The organism is Bacillus sp. FSL M8-0277 (assembly GCF_037975305.1).
Taxonomy (GTDB): Bacteria; Bacillota; Bacilli; order Bacillales; family Bacillaceae; genus Bacillus; species Bacillus pumilus.
The window spans coordinates 3,206,498-3,222,322 of the sequence record NZ_CP150255.1 but is presented as its reverse complement, the minus strand read 5'-3'; the positions used below and the strand labels follow the sequence as shown (position 1 = coordinate 3,222,322).

The following is a 15,825-nucleotide window of genomic DNA, read 5'->3' as shown; positions in this document are numbered from 1 at the left end:
ATAAAAGTTGAGACTTGCTAGTTTTCATCAAGCTTGGCAAGGATTATCAAAGGGTAGCAAAGGGAGGAGTCATCCTGAATGAAGCAGTCACCAATTTTTTTACTGCCTGAATTGAAGGAGAGAATATGGGGAGGTACAGCCTTAAGAGATCAATTTGGCTATGATATTCCTTCTGATCAAACGGGAGAATGCTGGGCAATTTCTGCTCATCCAAACGGACCAAGTGTCGTGCAAGACGGTCCATATAAAGGGAAAACGCTGATCGAACTATGGGACAATCACAGAGAATTGTTCGGGGGAATAGAAGGCGATCGATTCCCGCTGTTAACCAAAATATTAGATGCAAACCAGGACTTATCCGTTCAAGTTCATCCAGATGATGATTATGCGGAAAGACATGAAAATGGCGAGCTTGGAAAGACAGAGTGCTGGTATATCATTGACTGCAAAGAAGGAGCAGAAATGATCTATGGGCACAATGCAAGAACAAGAACTGAGCTTGTGACCATGATGAACAGTGGAGATTGGGAAGGTCTTTTGCGTCGTGTGAAGATTAAGCCTGGTGATTTTTATTATGTGCCAAGCGGTACCATTCATGCGCTTTGCGAAGGAACGCTTGTCCTCGAAACGCAGCAAAGCTCAGATACCACCTATCGGGTATATGATTATGAACGAAAAGATCAGAATGGCAATGAACGTGAACTTCATTTTGCGCAAGCCATTGATGTCACAACGGTTCCCCATGTAGACGGGTATGCAGATGAATCAGTTGAAACACGCCGTGGGCTGACCATTCGAACGTTTGTTGAAGCAGAGTATTTCTCTGTGTATAAATGGGAAATTGATCAAGCAGTGGAGCTTTCGCAAGATTATTCATTTTTGCTGTGCAGTGTAATTAGCGGGGAAGGGGCTCTAACGCATGATGGACATACATATCCACTGCCTAAAGGAGCTCATTTTATCCTGCCAGCTGAAACAGGAAGCTTCTCAATTGAAGGAACTTGTGAGCTGATTGTATCGCATATATAAAGAAAAAGAGGACTTTGAAGGGGTCCTCTCAGATTGTTGACAAAGGGCGAAAATGACCTTTATTTTTGCCCTTTGTCTTCTTTTCAGCTTGATAGAAAACCTTTGAAGTCTAGGAAGGACGAGCACCGGAGCGGAGCGAATTTGACATTCGTGAGCACCGAAGCGCAGACCTGACACCGAATGCGAGGGTTTGTCTACACGCTGAGAAGACTTCGAAGGGGTCCTCTATTTTTCTATTGCATAAATAACTTGAAAGAGTACTTGTTTTTGTCGATAAAGAGATTAGTAGACTATTATGCAAAGTAAGAGAGGGACAGTGAACGTGAAAAAAACCATCAAGATTATGTTACTCGCAGCTGCCTTTGGTATGACAATACAGACGGGCAAAGAAGTGCAAGCAGCCTCCTATGTCGATCAATCCATTTATACGATGAACACCTCAAAGGTATTTACAACAGAATCAGAAGTAAAAAAAGCAGTGGAAACATTGAAGAAGGACAAAAAGTGGACAGCCACTTATCAAACCTCAGGAAACACGTCGACCTATCAGCTCACTGCCTCAGGATATGAGTCACAAGCAGCAGCGAGTGCAAGTGCAGCTGCATTAAAAAAAGAGACGGGTATGAGCGGTACGGTGTCCCCAGTGGGTGACCGCCTTCCATTACAAAAGGTCGTATCTGACCCCGTCAATGATGAAGCTCAGGCGAAAAAGCTCTCGCTCGAGCTAACGAAAACAACAGGGCTCGGTAGCACCTATGAAGTCATCAATCAAAGCAGACCTTCTTATCAGGTCATTTCAGGGACCATTGATTCTGAAACGAAAGTCAAAAATATTCAAACCGAATTACAAAAGCAGGCCGGTGTCACTAGTACATACCAAACTGAAAACAAAGCAGGCACTGTGTATCAGCTGATTTCAGGCGGTATCGTTGGGCAAAGTAAGGCGAATACGATCCTGCAAGGCTTTCAAAAAGAGTCTGGTTTAAAAGCGGTGCTTCAAACGGTGACAGCAGGCAAGCCATATTACATCGTCACATCAGCTGCACAAGCGAACCAGTCAAAAGCACAGACGCTTCTTACCCAGCTTCAAAGAGAAGCAAAGATCAGCGGGAAGATTCAAAAGACAGGCGCTTTAAAAAATGTGTATCGCTTGGAATCAGGCTATTTCAAAGACAACAAACAGGCATCCTCAGCTGCGGCCCAGATTAAGAAACAAACCGGCGCTACAGGGACTGTGCAGCGAGTGGGAAAAACAAAAAATTATATCGTGAAGCTCAATCAACTGAACGATACAGCATACGGAAAAACGGTGGCCTTTTTCAAGAAAAAGAAATGGCGCTACACATCGCAAAAGATCTCTTCTACACAGCCATATCAAGTAGTGACTGGAAACCTATTAGGAGATGATCAAGCGAAAAAAGCAGCAGCTTTCTTCCAAAAGAAAAAGGTATCAGCAACAACGAAAAAAACAGGTAAAGCATCTGACAGCACGTATCGACTTGTCGTCAATCAATCAGCGGAGCAAGCCAAAATAAATAAAGGTGCCGCATATTTAAAAACGCAGAAAGTGACAAGCAGCATTACAACTGGTAAGGGCCAAGCTGTCAGCAAAACGTATAGTCTCAAGACAACACCTGTATATGAGCAAAGTAAAGTCAAGCAGGCTCAAGAGATTATCAAGAAAAATGGCGTTGCCAGCAGTACAAAAACGTTGACAGAAGCGGTTAAACAATACCGGATCACGACAGAGCCGACGGTGAATCAGACTAAACTGAATCAAGCGCTAAGCTATTTAACGAAACAAAAAATGAAAGCAGCTGCTCAAAAAACAGGGACAACTGATTATGGTCAATATCAGATCAAAACAGGCGCCATCTCAACAGCTGCATTGCGCGATCAAGGCATGGCATTTTTCAAAAAACGGAATGAACCAGCTGCCTATCAAACAACAACGAAACCAACCTACAAAATCAACATTACGCAGCAATTCACAGGATTACCAACTGTAAATGCAGCGATTGCTTTTGTGAAAAGTCAATATGGCTGGACAGCTACAGCTGTAAAAATTAAAAATGGCCCAATGGTCATGCAAACGAACTACAACCTCACTGTCAATGAGATGGTGAACAAGCAAATGAAGGTGTCACCACAGACAGATGGCGCAGCTTATGTCTATGCACCATATGTCGACCCGGCGACGTCAACTGTGAATACGGACGGCTTAAATGTTCGTTCGACACCTGATTCGAGCTCTGCGAGCAACATCGTGGCGCAGCTGAATAAAGGAGCAAAAGTGAAACAGCTTGGGAAAGAAGGAAACTGGATCAAGATCAGCCTTGGCTGGAGAAATGCAAGCTCAGCAGAGGTGCAAAAATATGTAGACCCAGCCAATATTGCTGAGGGCACTCAATCTTATTTTCAATTTCTGAAACTCTCTGAAGCTGCGAATCTCAATCCGGCAGAAGTCAATTCAAAGATTCTAGCAGGCAAAGGGATTCTAGCAGGTAAAGGACAAGCCTTTATTACGGCAGCGAAAACGTATCATATCAACGAAATTTATCTCATTTCTCACGCGTTGCTTGAAACAGGTAACGGAGGTTCCATTTTAGCGAATGGTACGATGTTTAATGGAAAGAAAGTATATAATATGTATGGCATTGGCGCATACGACAGCAATCCGAATTACCTCGGTGCAAAATATGCGTATGAACAGCAATGGTTCACGCCAGAGGCAGCCATTATTGGCGGGGCAAAATTCATTGGCAACAGCTATATCAACCACGCCACATACAAACAAGATACGATTTATAAAATGCGCTGGTCTAGTTCAGCGACTCATCAATATGCAACAGATATTGGCTGGGCATATAAGCAAGTCACTCGTATGTATAGCTTGTATAACTTACTTGATAACTATACGCTCTATTACGATATCCCGGTTTATAACAAATAAAAAAACGTCCGTGCTTCCTAATGAGAAGCCGGACGTTTTTTGTGTAAGAGCTGCTGTTCAATAAAGAATAAGAGCTGCTCACTGGACCTTCCCTTTGAATATTGATTCCATTCCTCTGCGAAGGTTTTAATTCGTTTTAGTTGATCTGATTCATTTAGATGAAGTAGCTCCTTCAAGAGCATGCTTTGAGTGATACAAGCCTTCCCAGGAATGATGTCCTCATACCGATCGACTAAGCCGCGTTTCTCTCGATAAGTGTCTAAGTCATAAGTGAAGAACAAAACAGGCTTTTCAAGCAGTGCATATTCAAACACAATCGATGAGTAATCTGTGATCAGGACATCGCATGCACAAAGCAATGGATAAAGCGGCTGATCGGACACATCAAATATCCATTCATCGTCTGTTTCCGCCTTCGCTAAATGTTTGACCGCAGGATGAAGCTTGACGAGCAGAATATAATCTCCGTTTAGCTCTGTTTGTAATTGCTCCTTTGAAAAAGGCAGGACAAGACTGTCCATTGCAAAGTCTCGATAGGTCGGTGCATAAAGCAGGATCTTTTTCCCTTTAGGAAAATCATTCGGCTTCAAGGAAGACGGGCGCTGGTCATAGTACACATCCGTCATCGGTACACCTGTTGGTAAAAAACGTTCATCATTCACCCCAAACGAAGACTTAAAAATCTCGCGCATATGATCTGAGCCTGTAACGATATAATCGAAAGACGCATAGACTCGTTTGAACCGTTTGATGTCACGACGGCTTCGTTCCGAATTTGAAGCATCTTCAAGACCGAATTTTTTCAACGCCCCATTGGCATGCCATACTTGAATACAGGTGGTAGAAGGACGTTTTCTGAGTACGCTTGTCATGAGAAAGTAATTATCTGTTACGACAACCTTGCTTTTAAACATCGTATAAATACATTGAATGAGATGGAGAGGATTTTTTTCATGAAAATAGCGAAATGACAGATGAGACTCGTCCTTTTCTATCGCAGAAGCATGCTTCGTATAGAGGACAGTAAGCTTCATCGTCATGTTCGCCTGTTGTTGATAAGTATCAATAAGAGCAGCTGCATTCTCTTGAAATGAAACAAGCAGCGTCACCTGGTTTTCACGCGGTTTCACGCCGCTCATCAGCCATCCAATAAAAGAAACGAAAGCTGCATAGCTTGAAATGATCATTGAGCGTATATTTATCATTGGTCAGTCTCTCACAGCTGCTTCGTCTGATCCTTTACTTGCTCAGGATAGTAACGTTTTTTTCCTTTGTTTTCTTTCAATACGGCAAAAGCGTATTTAGGAATATTCAACATTCGCTTCCATCTCCATGGATTCACAACAAGTCTGTACAGCCATTCTGTATTTGTTTTAATCATCCAGCGTGGTGCACGCTTCACCGTTCCGCTAAATACATCAAAGCTTCCGCCTAAACCGATGCAAACAGCCTGCGGGAATAAATGACGGTATTCATAAATAAAGTTCTCCTGATTTGGGTAACCTAAAGCAACGAACACCATATCTGCTTTCGAGCGAGCGATTTGTTTTGCTACGAAACGTTTATCGGCTTGATAACCGTCACAGCTGCCTGCAATGACCACATTTGGATATTCCGTATCAATTCGCTGTTTAACAGCCTCAAGCACTTCTTTTTTCGCCCCATATAAAAAGATACTTTTAGACTGCTTGTTTGCTAGATCAAGCATAGACATGAAGACATCAAAGCCAGCAATTCTTGACTTCAGCGGACTTTGTGTCAAACGTGACATTAAGACGACGCCTACACCATCCGGCAGCACATAATCCGCAGAAGAGACAACTTGATGATACGTCTGATCCTTCATAACAGCATAGCCAATCTCTGGATTGACAGTCGCAATCATGGCGCCTCTTCTTTGAGAAATATGATGGTGATTCATATAGCTAATAAATTCATCTAGGTCGCCATTTACATAAGAAAGGTTAGAGACCACTTCTGTTTGCATTGTTTAGACCTCCTTTTTCATCTTGTTATCTATGAACGTTCATTGTAAATTCATTCTTCGTCTACTCATCATTTTATCACAGATGCTCCATGAAATATTAACAATAACTTTACAAACCTTTAAATTTCATGACATTTTCATCAATTCATAAGGAGGCTGCTGCGAGAAACATTGATTCTTCGGACTTTCGCTTCTGCGCCCAATAAATTGGAAATAGTTTGTCTTTACATCTGCTTAACGTTTGATGGGCGCTGTGATATAATGAGGTTCCGAAGAGCGAAAAAATACGAACGAAGATCATAGGATTACGGATAAACGTTACTGCATGAAAGCAGTTGAATAAGGAATGAAGAAAGGAGTTCATGTTTGCGATGAAGAAAGTTATTACTTACGGTACATTTGATTTATTACACTGGGGGCATATTAAGCTGCTCGAACGTGCAAAGCAGCTTGGAGATTACTTAGTGGTGGCCATTTCGACAGATGAGTTTAACTTACAAAAATCAAAAAAGGCTTATCATAGCTACGAGCATCGAAAGCTCATTCTTGAAACGATTCGTTATGTAGACGAAGTCATTCCAGAAAACAGCTGGGATCAAAAAGTCCGTGACGTGCAAGAGCACGATATTGATGTGTTTGTCATGGGAGATGACTGGGAAGGTAAATTCGATTTCTTAAAAGAGCATTGCGAAGTCGTGTACTTGAAAAGAACAGAAGGCATCTCGACAACACAAATTAAGGAAGAAATTGCTGGACTTTAATAGATCAAAAAAAGTACTTCTTATCTTTTGGTGAGAAGTGCTTTTTCATGTAAAATACAATGAGCAAGTTATCATTATTTTTAAGGAGAGCTTCCTTTGTTTCAAAATTGGATGAAGAAAAAAGTTGAACACTCATTGGATCAACCTGAACAACATGAAACAATGACATCAGTTGACATGCCTGATATGGACTACTACTTTATCATGGGTGATGTACCAAAACAGGATGAGCACTTAACGAAGTCTTTAAAAGCAAGATTAAAGCCATTGGCTGACAAACATAAACGTAATGCCATTTTAACTTTGAATTATGATGCAAATGTGAAAGAACATATTCATAGCTTGGAGGAGACCCTTCTGCACCAAGTTGACATCTTGAATGTATTTGAGCACTATATTCTACCGGAAAGCGGAAGTAAAAGGCGTTACTCGGAATTTATCATCGGTACATCTTTTCAATCGATCAATGAAGCAGTGATGCCAGCAGAAGAATCAACAGTGCAGGTGACGAGATATGAACTGCCATCTTCCCCTATTTGTTATATTGATCAATATAATGAAGAGCAGGAATTAGTAAAGAGGGAAGAGTACAATTGGCAGGGCGTTTTGTGCAGAGTACAAAGCTTTGTTCCTCATACAGGTGCCCTATACTTGGAAGAACTAATCAATGACGATGGCAATATCTATATGGAGATCATCTACCCTGGAGATACAAAAAAGAATCCAGTACGGCATATTAATTGGTATAAAAAAACAGGAATTCAAACTTTTACAAAGAAGACAGATATAAAGCAACGATGGTTATCTAGTATTCAAACACAAAATGACCGTTTGAAACTGATGATTACAGAAGACCGGGATCAAGACCGTCACCTGTTTAAAATCGATCAGCCCGAAACAACGTATTATGCTGCATTTGTACATGACGCACATTATGAAGAAGATCCGCATCAACTCAATTCTCAATATGAAGAATTATTTAAACAAATAAGAAAACAGCAAGTGGATGCCGTCTTCTTTGGAGATACTAAGCATAAGGTAGATGTTGAGAAGGTATTGGGAGAACAAGCCTATTTTTATCTTGTGCCTTCTGATGAAATGTCTCTTTGGAATACAAGGCTACATCATATGCTCGAAAATCGTGAGCGTAAAGATGAACTGAGAAGGATCGTGGACCGCATGAAATGGGTTTTGCGTGATCTAAGCGCTGAACATCATGTTCTTCATCTTCAGCTTGAGCTGAAGGACGAAATGAGTCATGCAGATCATGTGCAAATCGATTTCGCAGGATATGATCGAGTGAATGGAGCTGAAATCATATCTCAAACAATCGATGAAAACCATCAAGTCAGCTTCCCAATTGGGCATTTTCAAACAAAGAAAAACATTGAAACCAATCAAACAAAATACGTTGATTTTTACATTCGTTTTAAAACAGAAGAACTTCAGGAAGTTTTGCAGCGTCTAGAAGTAGAGGAAGAGCTGCTCACCAATAAACCATCGTCAATCGATGGGTGGTCGTATCAAACGAAACAAGGAAACTATTCTTGGAAAGTAAAATAATGTGACAACACAACGGTAAGATTTCTGAACAGAGGAGATTAACGATTAATGATTGAAGAGGGAATTCATAAGAAGAGTGTCGTTGAAGGGTTAAAAAATCATCATGAGAAACTAGAAATGCTTATTCGCATCGACGATGACATGCCATTAACAGATAGAGAATTTTATTTGTTTATGAGGGAAAGGGTATCAAAACAAGAGCTTTTCCTTCCGCTTGTTCATCAAGAAGACAATCTATTTAAATTGGTATTGAGTGAACCATCGCTTCCGCTTGCATTAGAGCAGGGTCAGACATACAACCTGTATGTGACAGACTATCTGAGTGCAAACAAAGAAGAGGATGAGGACGAGCTTGAGGACTCAGCCTATGATTCTGATTCAGAAGAAGAGGAAGAAGAACTAAAAGAAACGGATCATGCCGAAGTAGAAGAGAAGACGCCATACTATAAACGCCGTTTAAAAATGGAAATAGAGAAGCCAGAGCTGACTTATTTAGAAAATAAAGACGCGATGCTGTATGTCATCCCGTATCGTACGGATAAAGGAAATGCATCGTTTAAAATCAAGCGTGAGCTAAAGGTTGTGAAATTCAATCATATCGAGCTCAGCAAAGAATGTACGTTATCTTTATCTGGTTATGCAGGCGTTCTCAGTGCAGAGCATCCTTATGAAATCAAGGAAGTAAAGCTTCTAGTGAAGAGAAATGGCGAAGAGCCAATTGAGCATCGCTTTCCGGTAAATATGACCCCAATAAAAGATGAAGTGGTCAAATACCGTGATGATCAACAGGTACCTCAGCTTTATCAATTTCTAGCAGAAGTTCCTTTAGAGGAATTGACCTATTCGTTAAACAAACGTTTTGTATATCGTTTCTATTTTGAATTTATTTGCGATGTAGGTGGAGTAGAGGAGACTTTAACGACCACTTCTTTAGTCCTTGGAGATCGCTCAAACAAACTCAAAGGGCTTGTTCAAATTCATAAAAGAAATGATGTACCGATTCGATATGAGGTGTATCGAAAGAAAAAAAGACAAACGCTTGGCATTCGAATTAATGATTATACAATGAAAACACGTGCGAAGTACTATGTCAAAAGCAAGTGGAAGAAGTTCAAAAAGCAAATCGGTAAAATCAAAAAAGTCCGTAACCGTCTTGTAACAAGGACCTTTAAAACGACCTTTCAGCTGGCGAGCAAGCTGTCTGTGAAAAAGAAAACCGTTATGTTTGAAAGCTTTAATGGAAAACAATTTAGCTGTAACCCACGTGGGATCTATGAGTATATGAAAGAAAATCATCCTGAATATACGTTGATCTGGAGCGTGAAAAAAGGGCACGAAGCACCGTTTAAGGAAAAGGATATTTACTATATCAATCGTCTGTCATTGAAATGGATTTTTGCGATGGCAAGAGCTGAGTATTGGGTCGTCAACAGCCGTTTGCCGCTGTGGATTCCAAAACCAGAGCATACAACATACTTGCAGACATGGCACGGTACGCCGTTAAAACGACTGGCGATGGATATGGACGAGGTGCATATGCCTGGAACAAACACGAAAAAATACAAAAAGAATTTCACGAAGGAAGCGTCGAATTGGGACTACCTCATTTCTCCAAATGCTTACTCGACTGAAATCTTCACACGTGCCTTCCAATTTCAAAAGACCATGATTGAGTCAGGATATCCGAGAAATGACTTCCTTCACAATCAAAACAATGAAGAAACGATGAGAGCACTCAAACAAAAGATGAACCTGCCGCTTGATAAAAAATTGATCTTATACGCACCAACATGGAGAGACGATCAATTTTATAAAAAAGGGCAGTACAAATTTGATTTAGACCTTGATTTGCATGAGCTGAGAGCCGCTATCGGAGATGAATATATTATCATTCTGCGTATGCACTATTTAGTAGCTGAAAACTTTGATTTAGGACCATATGAAGGCTTTGCCTATGACTTCTCTCATTATGAAGACATCAGAGACCTTTATATGATTTCTGATCTGCTCATCACAGACTACTCATCTGTATTCTTTGATTATGCAAACCTTAAACGTCCGATGCTATTCTATGTGCCAGACATCGAAACATATCGTGACAAGCTGAGAGGCTTCTACTTTGACTTTGAACAGGAAGCACCTGGACCTCTTGTGAAAGAAACAGCCAGCGTCATTGACTGGGTAAGAGAAACAGAACAGCCAACCTTTACTTTGCCAGCTTCATTCGCACCGTTTTATGAGAAATTCTGTTACTTAGAGAGTGGGGAGTCTTCGAAGCGTGTGGTGGAAGTGGTGTTTTCTGAAAAATAGTTTAAAAAGTACCGTTCTTCACCTTTGAACGGTACTTTTTTGTGTTTTTTATTCCAATGTACACATATTTAAAAGTTATGGTAAAAATAAAAAAACATAGAATTTTAACAGTAAACATGCTAAATTTAGATAAGATTATCCGGTAATGTAAATTTGCTGAAAATAATATAGAGGTGCTTCAATGTACAAACTTTATCATAATTTTTTAGAAATTCTTAATTTAGATGAACACAAGTTAGTTATATATATTGATAACATAGAGAAGTTGTGCACTTTTGAATTTAAAGAGCTAAATGTAAATGAGTCAAAGTGGATTTGTGAAATTGATGTAAAGGATCAGATGATTTTTGAATCCACAATAGACAATTCTAATGAAATGATCTATCTCTATGCAAAGGAGCATAACCTGTATATTGTCAAAGAATGCTCAGACATGATCCAGCCGGATCAAATACTTCCTATTGAAATTAACAATCAATTTGCTGATATTTATGTCAAGCAATTAGGGTTAGATCGCTACGGCTTATACAGCGGCGAAAAGGAATTGTTATTATTTTCAGGGCTGCTGAATGTAGATGAAATCAATTGCAATTATAAAATAGATTTGCCCATCGAAGAGGCAGATAGACGATTTGAGGATATCTCCTTTATTCAATACAGTGCTTTCCACTTTGTGATTACCTATGACTGTCAGAATAAAGAACTAAATGTAAGGAAAATTTTGTTTGATGTGATGCAGGAACATAAAGATATTGAAGTGATTGTGAATAATCGTAATCAAATCAAAATTTTAAATAAAGTGACGGATCAAAAGAAAATCGTCAACTTTAGACTCGTTCCTAGATATCAGCCGCTAAAAGTTTTTGGTAAAGATACCTTGGAGCAGTTCAAAGATGACAATATTCTTAATATCTTGGTGATTAATAAGCAAAGATATTACATCTATGTCAGAACGAATGGCGTATACTTAGTTAGAGGAAACCCATATCTCGTTACTAAACATACATCGAGATTACGCATCTTTAGTTTGTTTAATAGTTTTTATGTTTTTGGAAGATTGACGCATTATGCGTATAATTCAGACCAAAAATATGAATATCTTTACATTAGAAACTCTGAACATCAGCTGGCAAAATTTATAAGACCATTTAGAAAAATTAAATTCTTGAAAAGATATGGTTTCTTTAAAATTTCGTTAAATGATCTTGATTTAGACAGCAGAATCCACAATAACTTGTTCGTAGGAAATGATCACCGAATTATCCATAGTTTAAGGTTGAAAAAGAGGGATAAGAAGGTCAAAACATATATCACGAAAAAGAATGGGGACAAGCTGCAAGTCCTAAGAACCAATCTATTTGGAAATGTGACATCAACCATTATTCCTTATTCACAGGAATATTCTTTATTTAGTAAAGTGAAAATAAAAATAGCGAGTATCCTATCATCATTCTATAAAGACAAAAAGTATCGTGTGAATTTGTTTTTTGAGAAAAAGAGTGATAAAGCAGATGAATCAGCTATTAGAGTGTATGACTATGTACAGGAAAATTGTCAAACAGACTCAAAAAATTACTTTATTCTTAATAAGAAATCAAACGCATATCCAGCATTGAAAGCGAAATATGGAAAGGGTATCATACCGAAATACAGTCTCAGACATTATTTAAGTATATTTAATGCCAGTTATTTTATATCAAGTGAATTATCTAACCATGTTCTGAATGATAGGTTGTATATTGACCATCTCAGAGAGAGAATCATGAGTGTCCCACTCGTCTTTTTACAGCATGGCATTATGTTTGCTAAACCGGTTGATAATCCAATGGCCTTTGGATTCCATAAAGACAAGAATCAATACAATATTTATAAATCAGTCATCAGCTCTGAATTAGAGGCCGGTGAATTTTATAAAATGAACTATGATCGTGAGGATTTGATTTTGACAGGTCTGGCAACCTTTGATCATGCCAAATTAGTAGAAGGTGCAGATAAGATCGCCTTTATGCCAACTTACCGATATTGGGAAGAGGGACTTATTTATACGAATAGAATTGAAGAAACATCTTACTATAGAGTTCTAATTAAAATCATCAAAAGCTTTGAAGAAGCAGGTCTTCTTGATCGTCTGTTAATTGTACCGCATAACAAATTTTCACAGTACGTTTATCAAAATCTGCCTCAGTATAAACATATTATTTCTGATAACCCATCGGAAGCGCTAAAAGTGTCAAAAGTGTTTATTACTGATTATTCATCTGCTATTTATGATGCACAATATAGAGGTGCCTACCCTATTTTTTATTGGGAAGAAAAAGATTACTTGATTAGACAGTATAAGGCGATTCCTCCTGTAAACGATGAAAATGCACCAGGACCGATAGCATATAATACACAAGAGCTGATTCGAATCGTGAAACATGCGATCGATTGTCAGTATGTTGTGGAAGATGAATATAAAGAAAAATACCTGAAAATCAACAGCTTTAACGATAATCAGAATACGAAAAGAATTACGGATTTCTTAAAAGAACACCAAATTATCTAATATGTGAGGACCCTCTGAATCAACGATTGAAAGGATTCAGGGGGTTTTTGTCTTCTAGTTTGACGTGCATGACTTTTGTTATAAGATGAAATGTGTATCGTTATCTGTTACAATTATGAGCGGTGCTTTTTAAAAAAGTAATCCCAAAAACTTATATCTAAGGAAGATTAGAATGAACGCAATGTTGACGATATTAAAGGAGCAAATCAGCTCATTTCCGCTGATTATGCGACTTGCTGTTTATGAAACAAAATCAAAATATCAGATGAATTATTTAGGTGTTTTATGGCAGTTTTTAAATCCATTGATTCAAATGCTGGCTTACTGGTTTGTTTTTGGTCTGGGAATTCGCGGAGGACAGCCAATTGTCATTGGAGGGATGGAAGTTCCGTTTATCATTTGGATGCTGGCTGGATTAATCCCTTGGTTCTTCATTAGTCCGACGATACTTGATGGATCAAACAGTGTGTTTAAACGTATTAATATGGTATCGAAAATGAATTTCCCGATTAGTGCGCTGCCGTCTGTAGTGATTATGTCCAACTTGTTCAGCTACTTTGTCATGATGGGTGTCTATCTGATTGTGCTGATTTCCTATGGCATATATCCTGATGCGCATTGGCTACAATATATATACTATCTTATTTGTATGATCGCGTTTATGTTTTCGTTTAGTTTGTTTAATTCCACGATTAGCGTACTCGTGAGAGACTATCAATTTCTTTTACAATCAGTGACACGTTTACTTTTCTTTTTGCTGCCGATTTTTTGGAATATCTCAGAGAAGCTCACTGGAGACAAAGCATGGATCGGGGATATACTAAAATTGAATCCTCTTTTCTACATTATTGATGGTTTTAGAAATAGCTTGTTAAAGGGAGAATGGTTCTTCCATGATGTGAAATATACGCTTTACTTTTGGCTGATCACGCTACTTCTTTTAACAGTCGGTTCATTGCTTCATATGAAATTTAGGGATAAATTTGTCGATTTTCTTTAAAAAGTAAGGAGATTATACGATGAAACTAAAGGTTTCGTTTCGAAACGTATCCAAGCAATACGTCCTATATAAAAAGCAGTCAGATAAGATTAAAGGGCTGTTTTTTCCTAATAAAAATGAAAAAGGTTTCTTTGCTGTTCGTGATGTGTCCTTTGATGTATATGAAGGCGAGACGATTGGTTTTGTAGGGATCAACGGATCTGGAAAATCAACGATGTCGAATCTTCTTGCGAAAATCATTCCACCGACAAGTGGTGAAGTTGATATGGACGGTCAGCCTTCGTTAATTGCCATTGCGGCAGGGCTAAACAACCAATTAAGCGGGAAAGACAACATTCGCCTCAAGTGCTTGATGATGGGGCTGACGAATAAAGAGATAGACGAACTATATGAAAAAATCGTAGAGTTTGCGGATATTGGTGACTTTATTGATCAGCCTGTGAAAAGCTATTCAAGCGGAATGAAGTCACGTCTTGGCTTCGCCATTTCAGCGCATATCGATCCAGATATCTTGATTATTGATGAAGCGTTGTCTGTTGGTGACCAAACCTTCTATCAAAAATGCGTGGATCGAATCACAGAATTTAAAGAACAAGGGAAGACGATCTTTTTTGTCAGCCATTCCATTAGCCAAATTCAAAAAATCTGTGACCGAGTGGCTTGGATGCATTATGGTGAGCTTCGTATGTTTGATGAGACGAAGAAGGTTGTGAAAGAGTATAAGGAGTTTGTTGAATGGTTTAACAAGCTTTCTAAAAAAGAAAAAAAAGAATATCAATTGAAACACAAAGAAGGTCGCAAAGGTGTACAAAAAAAGACAGAGAAGGTGTCTCGATATGATGAGAACGGAAAACGACGTTCCTTTTTTGGACCAGCCTTTCAAGTGACGATAATAGCTGTTTTAACGATTTTACTTGCCTTATCGATGTTTTCGGATCGTCCACTTCGTACACTGGCGACGTTTGGCGCCATCCCAGCAGATAAGACAGAATCGCCTCAGTCAAAGAACCAGCTAACAAAAGGGGCGCCTGATATGAAAAAGGTGGATCGACAGACGCTTGTCACGGCAGATCCACTCACGGTGTACAAAGATCAAGCCATGAAAAAGAAGGCAGGTGTCACTTTGCCATTCGGGCAAGAGATACAAGCTGTCGCTGAAAATAAACAAACCGTTCAAATCAAAACAGCATCAGAGACGTATTTTGTCAAACCTGAAGGGCTTCAACCTGCAGAGGAATTAAAGTCTTTATCCATTGGACCTGGACAGTTCAACTCGTATGTATCGCCCGCATCTGCTGGCTCGTATGAGTATTTACTTTCTTTCCTTGGAAAAGAGGAATCTGTGCTTAAGCAAAAAATGCAAACGCTGAGCTCGATCAAAAGTGATCAAGGCGGTACGATTGAGCGATTGACCACAGAGAAAACTGACTATGTCATTCAAAATGGTCAAGCAAATGCTATTGTCTTTCATGAGGTGATGCCGATCTCTCCTTCGACACTTGGACTGACAGAACAGAAGGTTTGGATGAATGAGAAACAAACGAAATTCGCAGTAAAGGGCGAAAGCAATCTGTTTGTCATTGATAATGAACAGCATACACTGACGATTTCAGTGATGAAATAAAAAGCTGCCGATTCCGACAGCTTCAGCGTGTAGACAAACCCTCGCATTCG

General features: G+C 39.2%; 10 protein-coding genes. 8 read left to right on the top strand and 2 right to left on the bottom strand.

Features of this window, described 5'->3' with window-relative positions:
- Positions 1–78 precede the first annotated feature (78 nt).
- Both manA and MKZ05_RS16325 read left to right on the top strand, forming a co-directional pair.
- Positions 79–1,029, top strand: a complete 951-nt coding sequence (gene manA, locus MKZ05_RS16330) for a mannose-6-phosphate isomerase, class I (protein ID WP_003212875.1) — start codon at positions 79–81, stop codon at positions 1,027–1,029.
- A gap of 322 nt (positions 1,030–1,351) precedes the next feature.
- Positions 1,352–3,982 carry a glucosaminidase domain-containing protein gene (locus tag MKZ05_RS16325; RefSeq protein ID WP_327839576.1) on the top strand — a complete coding sequence of 877 codons (2,631 nt, stop codon included), beginning with the start codon at positions 1,352–1,354 and terminating at the stop codon, positions 3,980–3,982.
- A 17-nt stretch (positions 3,983–3,999) separates the two neighbouring features.
- Here the strand turns inward: MKZ05_RS16325 and MKZ05_RS16320 are convergent, their stop codons facing one another.
- Positions 4,000–5,187 carry a CDP-glycerol glycerophosphotransferase family protein gene (locus MKZ05_RS16320; RefSeq protein WP_277551580.1) on the bottom strand — a complete coding sequence of 396 codons (1,188 nt, stop codon included), beginning with the start codon at positions 5,185–5,187 and terminating at the stop codon, positions 4,000–4,002.
- Positions 5,188–5,198: 11 nt separating this feature from the next.
- Positions 5,199–5,969: a WecB/TagA/CpsF family glycosyltransferase gene (locus tag MKZ05_RS16315; protein WP_003213336.1), complete on the bottom strand. Its 771-nt coding sequence runs from the start codon at positions 5,967–5,969 to the stop codon at positions 5,199–5,201.
- A 371-nt stretch (positions 5,970–6,340) separates the two neighbouring features.
- On the opposite strand from MKZ05_RS16315, the gene tagD reads away from it, so the two are divergent.
- From tagD to tagH, 6 genes are all read left to right on the top strand, one after another.
- Positions 6,341–6,730 (top strand): glycerol-3-phosphate cytidylyltransferase, encoded by a 390-nt coding sequence (gene tagD, locus MKZ05_RS16310; RefSeq protein ID WP_008343212.1) that lies wholly within the window; start codon positions 6,341–6,343, stop codon positions 6,728–6,730.
- Between the two features lie 96 nt (positions 6,731–6,826).
- Positions 6,827–8,293: an alpha-glucosyltransferase N-terminal domain-containing protein gene (locus MKZ05_RS16305; protein ID WP_339160571.1), complete on the top strand. Its 1,467-nt coding sequence runs from the start codon at positions 6,827–6,829 to the stop codon at positions 8,291–8,293.
- A 48-nt stretch (positions 8,294–8,341) separates the two neighbouring features.
- A complete protein-coding gene (locus MKZ05_RS16300) occupies positions 8,342–10,603 on the top strand; it encodes a CDP-glycerol glycerophosphotransferase family protein (RefSeq protein ID WP_212045596.1) in 2,262 nt (753 codons plus the stop codon).
- Between the two features lie 181 nt (positions 10,604–10,784).
- Positions 10,785–13,151, top strand: coding sequence for a CDP-glycerol glycerophosphotransferase family protein (locus MKZ05_RS16295; protein ID WP_327839581.1), 2,367 nt, complete (start codon positions 10,785–10,787; stop codon positions 13,149–13,151).
- A 172-nt stretch (positions 13,152–13,323) separates the two neighbouring features.
- The gene (locus MKZ05_RS16290; protein ID WP_003213689.1) at positions 13,324–14,151 is read left to right on the top strand and encodes an ABC transporter permease; all 828 of its coding nucleotides are present in this window, start codon (positions 13,324–13,326) and stop codon (positions 14,149–14,151) included.
- A gap of 19 nt (positions 14,152–14,170) precedes the next feature.
- Positions 14,171–15,775, top strand: coding sequence for a teichoic acids export ABC transporter ATP-binding subunit TagH (gene tagH / locus MKZ05_RS16285; RefSeq protein WP_212045593.1), 1,605 nt, complete (start codon positions 14,171–14,173; stop codon positions 15,773–15,775).
- Positions 15,776–15,825 lie beyond the last annotated feature (50 nt).